Here is a 17225-nt window from a genome sequence, read left to right on the forward strand (position 1 = left end):
ACACCATTCCAAAAAAAATCCCTGCAATAGCAGGGATAATTTTTAAGCTTAAGGAATTAATCGTTCAAATTATCCTTTTGTCTTTTGCACAGCTTCCTCTTTCAACTCTTCGCTGGCTACAATGGCAAGCTCTACCCTACGGTTTTTAGCTTTACCCTCTGTGGTGCTATTATCACCTACAGGCTGTGCTTCCCCGTACCATTTCGTGGTAAACCTAGTAGGAGACAAATTTTTGGATATCAGATAATTGGTAACCGATTCCGCTCGTTGTTTCGAGAGATTCATGTTATAGTCATCTGGACCGGCACTATCGGTATGACCTTCTACTAAAATATTGGAATTAGGGTATTCTTTAAAAATACCCGCTAATTTATCTAAAGTAGTTGCCGAGGCACCTTTAACATTGGATTTGTTGGTATCAAAGTAAACGCCCGCATCTTGCGTAAATGTTACGTTTATCCCTTCACCTACTCTTTTTACTTCGGCACCTGGAATCTCTTCCTCTATACGCTCCGCTTGACGGTCCATTCTATTTCCAATGTATCCACCCGCAGCTCCACCTATGGCAGCGCCCAAGATTGCGCCGAGTGCCGTATTGTTTCCACTTCCGACGTTGTTCCCGATGACACCACCGATTACAGCACCTCCTGTGGCACCTATAACAGCTCCTTTTTGCGTTTTATTGGCATTTTTAACCGTACTACAGCTCATTACTAAAGCCAAGGTCAATAAATAACTCGTATTCTTTATTATTCTTGTTTTCATGTTATTGTTTTTATTTAAAGTAGGTTTCTATTATTTTTTTGTAAAATCATATATGACCGTAACGTTTTCACCGTCCACATTTACAAAGGACTTTAACCTCATGGCTTGTTCGGTGAGTGTTTCGATATTCAAACGGTATCCGACACCACCGGATATATCATTTCTCTTTTCGTCAATAAACTTAAATTGTAATTGACTTGTACCTCCTTGCTCTACTACAGACCATCTTATAAAGCGGTCTCCGGCGTTACATAGTGTAGAGGGACTTATAGTATAGCGTCCGGTACTGTTATTGTCCCTAAAAAACCAATCACTACCCTCAAGACAAATATCTTCAGCGTCGTTGAATAGCACAGCTTTAAAGTTTCCGGCATTATTTGCAAAAGAAATATCGTTCAAAGTCCAAGAACCGCTTAACATGTTTCTTTTACCTCTAGCATCTTTTGATATTGCGCATGATGATACGATAAGCATCAAAGCACTTGCAAGCAAAATTATTTTTCTCATTATTAATTTGATTTAATGGTTAACACTATATACGTTCACTTTCCATAATTGGACGGGAAGTTTCAATATTCTTTTAATAGTGTTGCAAAGTTGAAGATTATTATCTTTTTGGTTTAGCTCTTTCAGTATTATAGTTGATGGATACACTAATAGGCAATCAATTCCTTTAGTTCTTTTTGAAACCTATCCTTCGGAAGGTAATTTTTTTCCAAGTCAGCGTTGAAAGGAATAGGCGTTTCCAGGCTGGCTACCCTTTTTATGGGACCATCGAGATATTCAAAACAGTTTTCCATGACCAAAGCGGAAATATCACTGGCGACCCCGCCAAAAAGACTATCTTCTTGAAGTATAATTAACTTACCGGTTTTTTTAACGGAGGCATATATACTTTCCATATCCAAGGGTTGTAGTGTCCTTAAATCCAAAAGGTCCGCTTTAATCTCGGTAAGTTCGTTTAACGTACCCAAAGCCCAATGCACACCTGCACCATAACTCACAATGGTAATTTCCGAGCCTTCTTTTAAAAGATTTGCCTTCCCGAAAGGTAAATTATAAGCATTGGTGGGAACATCTTGGTAAACACTTCTGTACAAGCCCTTATGTTCAAAGAAAAGCACAGGATTAGGGTCGTCTATGGCCGTTGCCAGCAATCCTTTGGCATCTTCTGGAAAAGCAGGGTAAACTACCTTAAGCCCAGGAGTCTTCGTGAACCAAGCTTCATTGGTCTGGGAATGGAACGGCCCTGCGGCTACACCTCCCCCACAAGGCATGCGAATAACCACATCTACCTTTTCACCCCAACGGTAATGGGTTTTTGCCAAGTAATTAACAATAGGATTAAAACCACTACTCGCAAAATCTGCGAACTGCATTTCCATTACGGCCTTCATGCCATTAATGGAAAGTCCCATAGCGGCGGACACGATGGCCGATTCACAGATGGGTGTATTCCTTACACGTTCCTTACCAAAAGCTTCCACAAAACCTTCTGTAATCTTAAATACCCCACCGTATTCGGCTACATCCTGACCCATAATTACAAGGTTATCGTGCTTTTCCATCGCACCTCGAAAGCCATCTGAAATCGCATCAATAAGTCGAATATTTTTTTTATGAATAACAGGTTTAACCTCCTGATATTCAAAATCATAATATACTTCGTTTAATTCTTTGGTTACGTCAACAGTAATGGGCGCTTCATCGAATGCTTTTTGAAGATTTAATTCTATTTCTTCTGTAATTGCTTCCCGATAGTCCTGTTCCGCGGTTTCGGACAACAATCCAGTTTCCCTTAAGTATGCAGAATAATTATCCAGAGGGTCCTTTTCAGCCCAGGTATCCATAAGATTTTGCGGAACATATTTTGTACCACTCGCTTCTTCATGACCGCGCATGCGAAAGGTCTTGAATTCGAGTAACACGGGTCTGGGATTTTTACGCATGTCCACGCACAACTCGTCCACCTTGGTATACACTTCAAGGATGTTGTTCCCTTCAATGATATGGGATTCCATACCATACCCTATGCCCTTATCAGCTAAATCCTTACATTTAAATTGCTCATCTGTTGGGGTGGACAGCCCATAGCCGTTGTTTTCTATACAAAACAAGACTGGTAAATCCCAAACTGCAGCTACGTTAAGCGCTTCGTGAAAATCTCCTTCGCTCGTTGCTCCTTCCCCAGTAAAGACGGCGGTAACCTTTTGCTCTTTCCTAAGTTTATGGGCCAATGCTATGCCATCGGCTACGCCAAGTTGCGGACCCAAATGCGATATCATGCCTATAATTTTGTACTCCTGGGTGCCAAAATGAAAACTCCGATCCCTACCCTTGGTAAAACCACTTTCTTTTCCCTGCCACTGCGCAAAAAGACGGTACAATGGGATACTGCGGGTGGTAAAAACCCCTAGATTTCGGTGCATCGGTAAAATATACTCATCGGATTCCAAAGCGGTGGCAATACCTACCGAAATAGCTTCTTGACCAATACCACTGAACCATTTGGAAATCTTACCCTGCCGCAGCAGAATCAACATTTTTTCCTCTATCATCCGCGGCTTTAACATAGCCGTATAAAGCTTCAACTTTATATCATCCGCTATTTGAAAATTACTGTAGTCCATGGGTATAAAAAGCTTTATTTATAAGCCGATGTAAATGTAACAAAAAACCATGTTAGCAATAATTGTGCAACTGCACACCAACTAAGCAATAATTCGTAATTTTACGTAAATAGTTAAAAAAGCAGTATGAGTTTGGTACCTAGTGTAGACCTTTCCGATTTTATCTCGGGAAACCCAAAAAGAAAACAGCAGTTTATTGATGAAATTGGTAAAGCTTTTGAGGAAATTGGTTTTGTTGCTTTGAGCGGCCACTTTCTATCGGAAGAATTGGTGGAAGATCTCTATGCGGAAATCAAAAAATTCTTTGATTTGCCACAAGAAGTAAAGGATAGTTACGAAATTGAAGGAATTGGAGGACAGCGTGGGTACACTTCCTTCGGAAAGGAACATGCAAAAGGCAGGAAAGAGGGCGATTTAAAGGAGTTTTGGCATTTTGGACAATACGTAACGGACAATCCGAAACTAGAAGCAGAATACCCAGATAACGTTTTCGTAAAGGAGCTTCCAAAGTTCAACGAGGTGGGAAAAGAGACCTTTAAGATGCTGGAAAAAACGGCTCGCTATGTTTTACGTGCTTTGGCGCTGCATTTAGAATTGGAGGAAACCTATTTTGACGAATTTATCACCAATGGAAACTCCATTTTACGGCCCATTCACTATCCGCCTATTACGTCGGAACCCAAGAACGCCGTTCGCGCGGCTGCTCATGGGGACATCAATCTTATTACTTTATTAATGGGTGCTCACGGAAAGGGTTTACAGGTCAAAAACCATAAGGGAGAATGGATTGATGCTATTGCAAGGCCCGACCAGCTCATGATCAATGTCGGGGATATGCTGTCCCGACTAAGCAATAATAAATTGAAGTCTACCATACATCAAGTGGTTAATCCGCCCAAAGAATTGTGGGGAACCTCTAGATATTCCGTGCCGTTCTTTATGCACCCTATTAGTGAAATGCCGTTGAACTGTCTGGAAAATTGTGTCGATGAGGAACATCCCAAACAATTTGAGGATATCACGGCCGGCGAATTTCTTCATGAACGGCTTATTGAATTAGGACTGATAAAGCAATAGGAATGGACCTACAAGACCAACTCAAGAACCTGTTTCCGGACCATACTCCGGAAGAAATTCCTAAAACGGAAAAGAAAGCGAACGTTTGGCTCCAAGAAGATCCTATTCTGTGTAAATATGAAAAGCGAAAAGGAAAACCTATCACTATTTTGGAGGGATACACCGGTGCGGATTCGGATTTTAAAAAGCTTGCTAAAGAACTAAAGACCAAATTAAGTGTGGGCGGTAGTTTTAAGGATGATAAGATTATAATTCAGGGTGATTATCGAGATAAAATCATGGAAATTTTGAAGGCCAAAGGGTTTAATGTTAAAAGGGTCGGAGGATGAATCCCTTAGAAATAAAATCAATTCGAACGGGTTGCGTTGATTTCTGTTAAATTATTTTGTTTTTTTCTATTTAATGTTACTTTTATAAGTCAGAACCTAAACGACACTGGAAATGAGTTCCCTTCTGCATATTACGAATGGAGACAGTTTTACAAAACGTCTTGGCAACTTAAATTTAAAAGGGGATGTCATTACTTGGCGTGAAATGCTTTGTGAAGGAGAAACCCTAACAAATGTGGGCAGTGAGTCCTTTTGGAAGAAACGCTACGAATTTCTGCACAAGAACTACAAAGTTTCTAAATCCTGGTTCATAGAAAAGACTCTAAAAGAATACCGATCGCTTTGTAACCATAAACAACAGGATCAGATAGTTCTTTGGTTTGAATACGACCTGTTTTGCCAAGTAAATATGTTAGCGGTCATAAGTTGGTTGTTGGCGAATAGGAAATATGCCGAAATTTCATTGGTTTGCAGTGGAAAAGAGGATGAAAGTGACCAACTTTACGGTTTAAACGAGTTAACGGACGAACAATTACTTTCACTCTACCGCAACAAAAAGGTACTTTCCCAAGATGATATTGAATATGCGGATTATGTATGGCAACTATATTGCAGTAACAATCCGATCCGTTTGGAAAATCTATCCGATTATGAGGACTTTCAGTTCGATTATCTGGGCGATGCCGTAAAATCCCATTTAAGAAGGTTTCCTAGTATAGCCAATGGCTTGAATGAAATGGAAAACAACATTCTAAGATTGGGCAATGAAAAAAAACCAGGTTCCAAGGGTGAGTTTCTGGGTGCCATTTTACGTAACCAAGGTAATCTTGGCTTTGGTGACACTCAACATGAGCGCGCATTGAGTAGGCTCAAGCCCCTGTTTACCAATTTTAATCCAGTCCGCCTATCTAAAAAGGGTAAGGAAATCTTAGAAGGCAAAACTAGCTATTACTCCTGCATTAAGGATAACGATGTCTATTTAGGAGGGTCGTTAAAGTATAACTTCCTTTACAACACGGAATCCAACCGCATTCTTAAATTATAGCATGCAATTAAGCCCCTCTGAGCTTATTCTAAATGCTGATGGCAGTATTTACCACCTCAACCTTCTTCCAACTGATATAGCACACATCATTATTACCGTCGGTGACCCCGACAGGGTGCTAGAAGTTTCGAAGCATTTTGACTCCGTAGAAATTCGGAAAGGGAAGCGGGAGTTTTTGACGCATACGGGTCGTCTAAATGGCAAACGTTTAAGTGTCATATCCACTGGAATTGGAACTGACAATATTGACATTGTTCTGAACGAGCTGGATGCCCTCGTTAACATCGATTTTAAAACCAGAACCATTAACCAAAATCGTATACGATTACAAATTGTGCGTGTCGGCACTTCGGGAGCCATACAGAAGGATATTCCGGTCGACTCCTTTCTTATGAGTCAATATTCCATCGGGTTTGATGGACTTCTACACTTCTACAAAAACGAAAATAACCTACATTCCCAAATGGAGGATGCCTTTATGGAACAAACGGACTGGTCCCCTTCCAAAGCACGGCCTTACATCACTGAATTTTCCAAAAATCTGGGCTCACATTTTATCGACAATCATATACGATTAGGCTTTACTGCCACTAGTACAGGGTTTTACGGACCACAGGGAAGGCGACTAAGACTTGCTTCTAGCGATGGGGAGTTCATTCAAAAAATTGGCCGCTTCAGTTATGAAAATAGGCAGATTACCAACCTGGAAATGGAAACATCAGGGATTTATGCACTTTCAAAACTGTTAGGTCACGAAGCGGTGTCCTTGAATTGTATCTTGGCCAATAGGGCCACGGGGGAGTTCTCAAAAAATCCACCAAAATCCGTATCCGACCTTATCCAGTTCACTTTAGAACGGATAACAAAACACACTTAGGCATCACTCAATCTTTAAATTTTATTATCCACGTTTACATAACTAGCTGTTGATGATTCTTATTTGAAGATTAGCTATTTTTGATGAAATTTTTCCATGAAAAGAAACGAATTCAAGCATCGGGATATCAATTGGCTCTTTTTCAACGAAAGAGTCCTGTTGGAAGCCGAAAATGAATCCACTCCCCTACTGGAACGCTTAAAGTTTCTAGCGATTTTTTCTTCAAACCTGGACGAATTTTTTAAAGTCCGTGTTTCGCAACTCCGTCAAATTAAGAGCATCAAGAAAAAATTGAGAAAAAAGCTAATGTCCAAGGCGAACAAGACTTTAAAAACGGTTCTGCATATCATCAGTCAACAACAGGAGCATTTTGGAGACGTGCTGGACAATATCATCTCCGCTTTGAAAGAACACGATATCCAAATAAGAAAAATCACCGAATTAAATCAGGAACAGCGAGACTATGTCAAAGAACTATTTCAAAAAGAAGTAAGGCACCATTGCGAAATTGTAGACGATAGCACGGTTTCTAAACTCCAGGACGGTTATTTATTTCTCACCGTGGCCCATCCGGACAACAGTTTTGGTCTGGTTTTAATCCCTTCAAAGAAAATAGCCAGATTTCAATCGATTCCAGGTCCAGGCCACCAATTTATTTATTTGGATGATATTATCAAGTTCAACATAGACCAGTTATTCCCAAATAAACATGTAACCGGATGCTATGCGATTAAAATGTCCAGGGATGCAGAACTTTATCTGGAAGATGACTACACGGATAATGCGCTTGTAGAAAAGATTTACGCCTCTCTGGACAAGCGGAAGTCGGGCCAGCCCACAAGGCTCTTATACGATGCCCATATGCCCAGTTGGCTACGGAACCGATTAAAAGATGTGCTAAACCTCACGGAACTAGACCTGTTTAAAGGTGCGGCATATCATAATTCTTCGGATTTTTTCGATTTTCCAAGACCAGAGGGCACAGCACATTTACAATACGAGGAAAAACCCCCATTAAAACATCCCGTGTTGTCCCTTACAAAGGATATGTTTGAGGCGATAAAAAGTAACGATCAACTAATTCACTTTCCTTATCAGGAATTTGATGTGGTGGAGAATTTTATCAAAAAAGCTGCAGTAGACCCTAAGGTGACCCAAATTCGTATGACGATTTATCGCATGGCGAAAATCTCCGTCCTGTCCGATGCGCTACTCAAGGCCTTGGAAAACAAAAAGCAAGTGACCTTGTTCGTAGAAGCACAGGCACGGTTCGATGAGAAGAACAACATCAAATGGGGTCGTATATTTGAAGAGAAGGGTGCTAAGGTTATTTTCAGCGTTCCCAATATAAAGGTGCATTCCAAAATATTAATGATCGATCGGGAAGAGGAGGATGACCTACAGAGCTACGCTTATATCGGTACCGGAAATTTTAATGCTAAAACGGCTAGAATCTACTGCGACCATGGGTTATTTACGGTGAATAAAAAAATCACTAATGATTTAAAACAGGTTTTTGAGGTATTGGAACGCAAATTGATCATACCCAAGCTAAAAAAGCTATTGGTTTCTCCGTTCACGACCAGGACTACTTTTACGAACCTTATTCAAAATGAAATCGATGCCGCAAAGCGAGGAGAACCGGCGCGCATAACCGCTAAAATGAACAGCCTTGAGGATAAAGAAATGATTTCGGCCCTATACAGGGCCTGTGAGGCGGGCGTGGAAGTACGTCTTCTGGTTCGCGGCTTCTGCTGTTTCCTTAACAGTTCATTGGATAAGGAGGAAAACTTGGTGTACCCTCACATCACCAGTATTGTGGACCGCTTCCTAGAGCATGGACGGATTTATTTGTTCGAGAATGGAGGAAAGGAAAAAATGTACATCGGCTCTGCGGATTGGATGACTCGTAATTTAGACAGACGTATAGAGGTGCTTACCCCTATTTTGGATAAGGCAGTGTTTGGTGAGTTGAAAACAATATTAAATTTACAATTAAATGATACCGTTAAGGCGAGGGTGCTAGATGACGAGAATACGAATCAACTTGTAAATCGAATCAAGGGAGAGCCTGCCATTAGGTCGCAATACGCCATTTATGATTACCTAAAAGCAAAGATTGATGAAAAAAGTTAGGATTATTGGAGTCCCCGAACATTTTAACCTGCCATGGCATCTCCCCATAGAGGAAGGTGCCTTTACGGAACGCGGAATAGATTTGCAATGGAGGGATATCCCCGAAGGAACGGGAAAAATGTGCCAATTATTGGAAAAACGGGAAACCGACCTCGCTATTATTCTTACGGAAGGTATCATAAAAAGTATTACGGAGGGAAACCCGTCAAAAATTATACAAACGTATATTGGCACACCATTGCTTTGGGGGATTCATGTTGCGGCTAATAGCGAATACAGCACGATTGATGACCTAAAGGGCACTAAAGCGGCCATCAGTCGTTATGGAAGCGGCAGTCATCTAATGGCCTATGTAAATGCAAAGAATCAAGGTTGGGATCCTAGTACATTACAATTCGAAATCATCAACAATCTAGACGGTGCCATAGAAGGTCTTACATCCGGAAAGGCCGATTATTTTATGTGGGAACATTTCACTACCAAACCATTAGTAGATCAAGGGGTTTTTAGAAGATTGGGATATTGCCCAACGCCTTGGCCCTGTTTCTTGCTTGTGGGGACGAATAAATTCTTGAAAGAAAATGGTAGTACTGTAGACCATATCCTGGAAATCATCAATATGTACACCTTGGAGTTTAGGAATATACCCAGTATAGACCGCACATTGTCCAACAGATACGGGCAACAGCTAGAAGATATCCAACAATGGATGGGTATCACGCAGTGGAGCCAGTCACAACTTCCAGTGGACACCTTGACCGCAGTACAAGAAACGCTTATAGAATTGGAACTAATTAATGAAAAGTTGCCACCTGAAACCTTCTTGTATTAATCAACCTTGATTAGGCCATTTCCAACGAAAAATGCTTGTTGATCAGTTTTTTGATCGTAGAGTCCGATAATGGCTTTTGCGAGTAATCCGCAATATGGATGTTAGCATCTGCGCGCTCCTTATCCTCACTGTTATCGCTAATGGTTACCAATACGATGATAATCTGATCCTTTAATTTCTGGGGTACTTGCTCCTCATAATTTCTCATGAATTCCCAGCCGTCCATAACTGGCATTCTTAGGTCCAAAAGCACCATACAGGGAAGATCCAGTTTTTCTACACCTTTGTCCAAGATAAAGTCCAACGCTTCCTGTCCGTTCAAGGCGGAATTGACGTCAATGTCTAAACCTATTTTATTGATGAAGATGGAATGAAGAAAGTTACTGGCCTCATCATCGTCTACCAGCAAAATCGATTTTAGATTGTCAAATTTTTTCATAGTTTGATTTGATTCGTCAGAAAATACGGTAGTTAAATTACCAAAAATCTTATGATGAAAACTTACCAAACAATGTTTTTATTGTCCTTTGATGCTAAAATTTTATTGCATTGGCTAAAATGACGGTTGCCAAACCAGTAACCCCTATTCGCACTCAAGGGCGAAGGATGCCCAGAAGTCAATACGTGGTGCTTCGTAATATCGATTAAGGTCTGTTTCTTTTTGGCAAAACCGCCCCATAACAAAAACACCAAACCCTCTTTTTTTCGGACAGTTTGCTAATCGCTGCATCCGTAAAAATTTCCCAGCCTTTGCCTTGATGGCTTCCTGCCTCGTGCGACCTTACGGTAAGTGTAGCGTTTAAGAGCAACACCCCTTGATCGGCCCAACGTTCCAAGTTTCCACTTTGGGGATAAGTTATGCCCAAGTCCGTCTGGATTTCTTTAAAAATATTGATAAGGGATGGCGGATGCGGAATCCCATCCTTTACGGAAAAACAGAGCCCGTTGGCCTGCCCGGGCCCATGATAGGGGTCCTGCCCAATGATGACCACTTTGGTCTCGTCGAACGGACAATGGTCAAAAGCTGCAAAAATATCTGAACCATTAGGGTAGCACGTATGCAGGCTATATTCGGCTTTTACAAAACTTATGAGGTTTTTAAAATAAGGCTGTTCAAATTCTTTTTTTAACTGAATCTTCCAACTGAGATCTATGTTTACGGACATTATATACGCTGTAATTTTAATCTTTTCCACTTAGTGCTTAGGTCGATTTCCACATGAGTGGAACAAAAGGCAAAAATACTCAAAACTTAGGGATAGTTATACCGATTACATCTGGCATATTCTTGTTCTTCGCGTCCATCTGAGAAAGGACTATGCGCTATCTATTTCATGAACGCCATGATTCAAAAGAACTTCAGGCAACCTTTGCTGATGTTTCTGCGTCTATGTAATAAAGAAGCCAATACGAACCACTAACCTTAAAAACAATGAGACACTTCTTACTCCTTTCAATTGCTATACTTTTCCTTAGTTGTCAACAAAGCCATGAAAATAATGTTACTAGCAATATTGCGGACGATATAAATCAGAAGGAAATATTACTCATAGGAACGTTGCACTATGACAATCCCGGTGCAGACGTAGCTAAAATCAAGTCTTTTGACATCTTAAACAAAAAAACACAAGGTGAGCTTGAATATATTTCAAAGAGCACTACACAATATAGCCCAACCAGAATATTCGTAGAATGGCCATATGACGAGCAAAAGGAATTAGATTCCCTTTATCAGCTTTACGTAAACGATCAATATTTTACTAATGACAGTCTTTCGGATTTTTACCTGAAAAACGAGATTTTTCAGCTGGCGTTTAGAGTGGCCAAAGCTAATAAACTGGATAAAGTTTATGCGATAGACTATGCAACCCCGTTTCCCTTTGAGGAGGTAATGAATGACATTGAAAAAAATAACCAATTAGAGCTTAAATCAAGCATACAAGATGGTATAACTGACCTCACATCGGAAATCGACAATAGAATAGAAGCGGGAATTTCACTGATTGAGCTTACTCACTTCATCAATAGTAGCGAATTTCGTAAGCTTTCCAATAACTGGCATAACAACCTGATGCTTTTGGCAGGGGCTCCAGATGATTTTACAGGTCCTGAGCTTACCTCTGAGTGGTTTAAGCGCAACTTGTACATGTGGTCCCTGATTCAGAAAAATACTTTGAATTCCGATGAAAGAATTATGGTGTTGGTCGGCGGAAGCCATGCGGCTATGCTGGAGTTGTTTATTGCGCATAATGACCATTATAAAGTAATCGAATTAAAGGATATTCTGGAACAATAATTTGCTTGTCCATACAAATGAACCACCTCACCGTTACTTCATACTCGCCTTTAATTTGACAGTTTGGATATACTTACCATCCACAGAATTTTAGGGGTTCAAACCTACTTGGATCAGATAAAAACTCCGGTATCTCTTAATTAGCTTTGGTTTTGAACCAAAATTTTTAAAGAACTAACTTTGTTATCGATGGACAAAAACCATTTAAAAAGATTCATCTCACCAAATGTTATGGGCAAGATTTAGGCGATAGAAAACGAAAGAATGACAAAAGTAAAAATGAGGACTTAATGCAAAAATGAAGTTTACTCAAAACTTAACCAAGTAATTAAAATTAATGAGATGAAGGTTAGTATTAAAATTATTCATTGGTTGCCAAGGGTTATATGTATACTGGCAATCCTGTTTATCAGTATGTTCGCGCTCGATGCTTTTAATCACGAAAAAACAATCTGGCAACAGATTGGTGATTTTCTTATGCATCTCATTCCGTCTTTTGTTTTAATCGTTTTTCTGATCATTGCATGGAAAAGGGAATTTATAGGTGGTATAATATTTATTTTAATCGGGATTGGATTTAGCCCATTTATCTTCATGCATAATTATAATATGAACCAATCTGTATCGATGAGTCTTATGATTATTCTTATTATTACAATCCCGTTTATGATTGTAGGAATTCTTTTCATTTTGAGTCATAGAATGAAGAAAAAGAATCTTCCATCTTCAACTAAAAACCATGAAAAGAGCCCATAACAGCATATATTATTAATTGTTTGGTTCTGTGTGTACTTTTAGAAAATCTAGCAGATTTTCCTATGGTTTGTTTTCTTTTATTGATATAGACCTAGCCAAAACAACTAATCATAAACAAACGCGATAACAAAACTTCCCATTTCCCATCTCGACCCCAATCCGTACCTTTGCCGCTGAATTTACAGATACGTGGCTAATATATATTCCAAAACACTCCAAGACCTAGAATTTCCTGTCGTTTTACAACAGGTGGCTGCCCGTTGCAACACGGAGTTGGGCAAGCAAGTGGCGTTGGAAATCGTACCCCTTGCGGATGCCGCTGAAATGGAAGAGGCCCTGGGCAAAACGTCAGAGTATCTTTCTTCGTTAATCAGTGAAAATCGTATACCCAATCACGGTTTTGACCAAATCAACGGAGAGCTGCAATTGCTCAAGATAGAGAATACAACCCTGGAACTCCAAGGGTTTAAGCGTATCGCCACCATTTGCAGCACCGTTGCAACCCACCAAAAATTCTTTAAAAAATTTAAGGAGTACTACCCCCTACTCCATGATTTTGCGGCGGAGTTGGAGCCTAATACCGAAATACCATTGCTCATCAATAACGTCATCGACCGTTTTGGAGAGGTCAAGGATAACGCATCGGACGCTTTGTTGAGCATTAGAAGGCAGATGAACCATGTACGGGGGAAAATTACCCAGAGCTTCGGTAGTGCTTTGGCCACCTACCAATCGTCGGACTATCTGGACGAGATTCGGGAGTCGGTCGTGGAGAACCGTCGGGTCCTTGCAGTAAAGGCCATGTACCGCAAGAAGATTAAGGGAAGCGTAATGGGAACTTCCAAAACCGGAAGTATCGTTTACATCGAACCCGAAGCCACCTTACGGTACAGTCGGGAACTCAATAACCTACAATTTGAGGAGAAAGAAGAAGTGCAACGCATCCTGAATCAGCTTACAAATCAAATCAGGCCATTTAGAGCTCTTTTAAGCGATTATCAAAATTATTTAAGCCAAATAGACGTTACAGCGGCAAAAGCAAAATACGCGCAAGATATTAACGCTTTAAAGCCAAACTTCGGCACAATGCGCAGACTCTATTTACGGGATGCCTATCATCCGCTGCTCTATTTGAACAACAAAAGAAAGAACGAAAAGACTTATCCGCAGACCATCGAACTGCATCCGGAGAACCGTATTATCGTGATTTCCGGTCCCAACGCAGGCGGGAAAAGTATTACCCTAAAGACCATAGGCCTGTTACAGGTTATGGCCCAGAGCGGACTGCTGATTCCAGTGCACGAACGTAGTGAAATCTGTTTCTTTGACAAGATATTGACGGATATCGGGGACAACCAATCCATTGAAAATCATTTAAGTACGTACAGTTACCGGCTTAAGAACATGAACCAGTTCTTAAAACGTTGTAATGACCGTACCCTATTCTTAATCGATGAATTCGGAACGGGTAGTGATCCGGAATTGGGCGGTGCATTGGCCGAAGCCTTCTTGGAAATTTTTTATGAACGGGAATCGTATGGCGTTATCACCACTCACTATGCCAATCTAAAGGCTTTGGCGAACGAATTGCCCCATGCGACCAACGCGAACATGCTTTTTGATGGCAAAACCTTGGAACCTACATTTCAGTTAATTTTAGGGCAGGCCGGTAGTTCCTTCACTTTTGAGGTGGCGCAAAAGAACGGTATCCCCTACTCGCTTATCAACAAAGCCAAGAAGAAGATAGAACGCGGCAAGGTGCGTTTTGATGCTACCATAGCCAAGTTGCAAAAAGAACGCAGTAAAATGGCGGAAACGGGTTCCAAACTCAAGCAGGAGGAATCGAAAGCACGTGAAGAAGCCGCCCGCTTGGAAAAAATTGAACGCCAAGGTCAAATCCAAATTGGAGAATTACCAAGAACTGTACGACCATGATCAACGTATGATACAATTGGGCAACAAAGTAAATACGGCTGCGGACAAGTACTTTCACGACAAAAAGAAACGACCCTTGGTTTCAGAATTGCTACGCATCGTAGAAACCGAAAACAGTAAACGAAAGAAAAAAAGTGCCAACCAAGCCAAAGCCGAACGTTCTAAAAAAGCGCAAGTTGCGCAGGAAGTTCAAAAAGAAGTGAAGGTCATTCGCGAAAAAAAGAAAGTTCAAAAGAAAAAAGCCGTAGTAGCCGAAAAGAACAAACCAAGACCGGTTTTTAAGGTTGGTGACCGTGTACGCATGTTCGACGGTAAGGCCGTGGGCAGTATAGATTTGCTCGAAAAAGGGAAAGCTATCGTTAATTACGGCATGTTTACGACCAATGTAAGCGTTGACCAATTGGAATTGGTAGAAAGGAAAAAATAACCTTCTATATAATTTGATTATTAAATATTTACGCTAAATCGTATACGATACATGAATCGATAGATATCCGTTATTCTTTGCATGTTTTTGGCGATTTAGTAAAAGAACAGCCGGCATCAAGTTGTTGAACCCAACCTGAGCGGCCGACTGCCATTCGCTTACTAAAAAACTTATTTTATTCTGCTTACACTAAAGTTTGCCCGAACATCATGCTGAGGCTTTTCATCAAATCGCAATTGTACTCCGGTGACTGCAGCAGCGGGTACTAAATCTTTTAACATTACTCTACTCGACCTTGAGCCAAGGAAGTCATCAGAAGTTGTATCTTCATCTGTAAGGCTGCCTGATAATTCTACGTAATCTACATCATAATTCGGCCTGTACAATTCAATTTCAATGGCTTGATTAACATTGTGCAATCCAGTAAATCGCAAGTTGTTAGATTTGCTTCTGCTCCATTTAACCTCTTTGCTTGATGTGTTAATTTTACCTTTTACGATACCATATACTTCTAAATGAGAGCCCTCCAAACCACCTGGTGTATCCGCAATACGGAGACTATTAATACTTATCCTAAATATCGGATAAGCCAAATCACACGTTCTAATTGGATATTCAGATGTTAATACCACGCGGGCGACCGGTGTTCCTTTTTTAATATAACGAAGTTTATATGCCAATGGAGCACCTGGGGAGTCTTTGGAATAATCGCCTCCTTCAGCAATAAACTTATATACATCCGCTGGACCATTTATAGCTTGTGCTGCATCGCTTCCTGAACCTCCAATAATCAAAGCTTTAATATTGGATTCGTTAATGGTCTTCTCATATTCAGTATCAATACTACCGTCAGCAGAGGCAAAAGATGCGCTAAATGCAGCATTAATCTCCGTTTGACTGGCGTTCGTTTCAATGGTGTATAATACCATTCTGCCGTAAGCTACTGAGGCGACATATACGGGACTAGTTGACCCAAGTGAGTTAAAATCCGGAACTGAGGTAAAAAGATCGCTTGGGTTGTTCGGCGGATCCATATCAATTGTATAATACGTTTGAAGATATTTTAGCACGAATTTGTTTTTAAGAGTGGATTGGTTGAAATCAAAAGCCCCGGAAACACTTGTACCTGCAGATCTATAATTTGCACCAATAGCAACACTCAGTTGCTCCGAAGAATACACTTGTTGTATTTCAAAATTGATTCTTGCTGGTGTGGCTCCAGTTACTTCTTGATCCAAAATAGTTTTAATTTCCTGTCTGACTGTTGAAAGCTTGGGGTCTGATACAGAAACTACGGGACTTCCACTAATATTGGTCAGCGAAGCAGATAGTGTGATGGGAGCTCTATTTGTGGTAATTGGAATATACTCCCCTGTCGGTATGGATTCGCCTTTTAAAAGAGCTCCTGGGAAAATTACATCAGTTGAAGGGTCTAAGGCCAACATCTCATCATAACCAGGCGCCGCCTTGAAAGTTTTTGTAAAACATTCCAAAGCTATGTCCTCGGTGTCCCGTTCAGGTTCAGACGCTTCTAATTCTTGAGGTTCACTAAGTTCAGTTGACTGTTGAAAAAATTGCAATTCTGCTACCTTTTCATTGAATTCAGTAGCTTCACCTCCTGAAATAGGATCGGTAACGGTATTTACCTCATCTTTTGTACATGAGATAGTTGTTAAAACGGCTATGCCTAAAATTAAATAGGACAGTATTCTACTTTGTTTTTGTTGGATACTTGTTTTCATAATTTCTTGGGTTTTATAGATTCAACACCTCAAAACTATCTAGTTATCAAACCCTTATCTAATTATGTCCATGGACAAAGCATGGACAAACTCAATTAATTTATTCGTTTTTGACCATGGACATCATAAAGTATAGTGTACTATAAAAAGCTATTAAACCCAATAAAAACAGGGCTTCCCTGAGCTTTATTCATAATATTAACAACTTGATATGCATGGACAAATCATGGACAGCGGCTTTTTTGAGATTACCAACATCTTTTTTTCAAAAACTATAATCCTTAACTTGTTTTGGATAAACAAATTAAACCCATACGTCCAACCAAGTATTTTTTTGATGTCATTAGTAAACATATATTGCGCTACACAGGAGAAGTA

13 protein-coding genes and 2 pseudogenes are annotated in these 17225 nt (G+C 40.3%); 9 read left to right on the forward strand and 6 right to left on the reverse strand.

Annotated elements, in window-relative coordinates; all coding sequences use genetic code 11:
• Positions 1 to 69: 69 nt before the first annotated feature.
• From N8A89_RS17095 to N8A89_RS17105, 3 genes are all read right to left on the reverse strand, one after another.
• Entirely contained in the window at positions 70 to 765 is a 696-nt protein-coding gene (locus tag N8A89_RS17095; RefSeq protein WP_281540293.1) for a YiaD family glycine zipper/OmpA-like lipoprotein, read from the reverse strand.
• A gap of 30 nt (positions 766 to 795) precedes the next feature.
• Positions 796 to 1272: a lipocalin family protein gene (locus N8A89_RS17100; RefSeq protein WP_281540294.1), complete on the reverse strand. Its 477-nt coding sequence runs from the start codon at positions 1270 to 1272 to the stop codon at positions 796 to 798.
• 146 nt (positions 1273 to 1418) lie between these two features.
• A complete protein-coding gene (locus N8A89_RS17105; protein WP_281540295.1) occupies positions 1419 to 3395 on the reverse strand; it encodes an alpha-ketoacid dehydrogenase subunit alpha/beta in 1977 nt (658 codons plus the stop codon).
• Between the two features lie 126 nt (positions 3396 to 3521).
• On the opposite strand from N8A89_RS17105, the gene N8A89_RS17110 reads away from it, so the two are divergent.
• The 6 genes from N8A89_RS17110 (at position 3522) to N8A89_RS17135 (ending at position 9691) form a co-directional block, all read left to right on the forward strand.
• Positions 3522 to 4472 carry an isopenicillin N synthase family dioxygenase gene (locus N8A89_RS17110; protein ID WP_281540296.1) on the forward strand — a complete coding sequence of 317 codons (951 nt, stop codon included), beginning with the start codon at positions 3522 to 3524 and terminating at the stop codon, positions 4470 to 4472.
• A 2-nt stretch (positions 4473 to 4474) separates the two neighbouring features.
• On the forward strand, positions 4475 to 4801 hold the full coding sequence (locus N8A89_RS17115; RefSeq protein WP_281540297.1) for a translation initiation factor: 327 nt from the start codon (positions 4475 to 4477) through the stop codon (positions 4799 to 4801).
• Positions 4802 to 4913: 112 nt separating this feature from the next.
• On the forward strand, positions 4914 to 5846 hold the full coding sequence (locus tag N8A89_RS17120; protein WP_281540298.1) for a DUF1835 domain-containing protein: 933 nt from the start codon (positions 4914 to 4916) through the stop codon (positions 5844 to 5846).
• Position 5847: 1 nt separating this feature from the next.
• A complete protein-coding gene (locus N8A89_RS17125) occupies positions 5848 to 6723 on the forward strand; it encodes a nucleoside phosphorylase (RefSeq protein ID WP_281540299.1) in 876 nt (291 codons plus the stop codon).
• Positions 6724 to 6819: 96 nt separating this feature from the next.
• Entirely contained in the window at positions 6820 to 8859 is a 2040-nt protein-coding gene (gene ppk1, locus N8A89_RS17130) for a polyphosphate kinase 1 (RefSeq protein WP_281540300.1), read from the forward strand.
• Positions 8846 to 9691: a substrate-binding domain-containing protein gene (locus N8A89_RS17135; protein ID WP_281540301.1), complete on the forward strand. Its 846-nt coding sequence runs from the start codon at positions 8846 to 8848 to the stop codon at positions 9689 to 9691. Before ppk1 ends, N8A89_RS17135 begins: the two co-directional genes overlap by 14 nt.
• A gap of 10 nt (positions 9692 to 9701) precedes the next feature.
• Here the strand turns inward: N8A89_RS17135 and N8A89_RS17140 are convergent, their stop codons facing one another.
• Both N8A89_RS17140 and N8A89_RS17145 read right to left on the reverse strand, forming a co-directional pair.
• On the reverse strand, positions 9702 to 10130 hold the full coding sequence (locus N8A89_RS17140; RefSeq protein ID WP_281540302.1) for a response regulator: 429 nt from the start codon (positions 10128 to 10130) through the stop codon (positions 9702 to 9704).
• Positions 10131 to 10192: 62 nt separating this feature from the next.
• Positions 10193 to 10857 (reverse strand): annotated as a pseudogene (locus tag N8A89_RS17145) (uracil-DNA glycosylase).
• Positions 10858 to 11123: 266 nt separating this feature from the next.
• Here N8A89_RS17145 and N8A89_RS17150 point away from each other — a divergent pair.
• The 3 genes and pseudogenes from N8A89_RS17150 (at position 11124) to N8A89_RS17155 (ending at position 15105) form a co-directional block, all read left to right on the forward strand.
• The gene (locus N8A89_RS17150; protein ID WP_281540303.1) at positions 11124 to 11987 is read left to right on the forward strand and encodes a DUF5694 domain-containing protein; all 864 of its coding nucleotides are present in this window, start codon (positions 11124 to 11126) and stop codon (positions 11985 to 11987) included.
• 342 nt (positions 11988 to 12329) lie between these two features.
• The gene (locus tag N8A89_RS17830) at positions 12330 to 12743 is read left to right on the forward strand and encodes a DUF7670 domain-containing protein (protein ID WP_430682037.1); all 414 of its coding nucleotides are present in this window, start codon (positions 12330 to 12332) and stop codon (positions 12741 to 12743) included.
• A gap of 189 nt (positions 12744 to 12932) precedes the next feature.
• A pseudogene (locus N8A89_RS17155) lies at positions 12933 to 15105 on the forward strand (endonuclease MutS2).
• 170 nt (positions 15106 to 15275) lie between these two features.
• Here N8A89_RS17155 and N8A89_RS17160 read toward each other — a convergent pair.
• Positions 15276 to 16847 (reverse strand): thiol-activated cytolysin family protein, encoded by a 1572-nt coding sequence (locus N8A89_RS17160; RefSeq protein ID WP_281540304.1) that lies wholly within the window; start codon positions 16845 to 16847, stop codon positions 15276 to 15278.
• Positions 16848 to 17225 lie beyond the last annotated feature (378 nt).

The sequence above is a fragment of the Maribacter aestuarii genome (assembly GCF_027474845.2).
GTDB lineage: Bacteria > Bacteroidota > Bacteroidia > Flavobacteriales > Flavobacteriaceae > Maribacter > Maribacter aestuarii.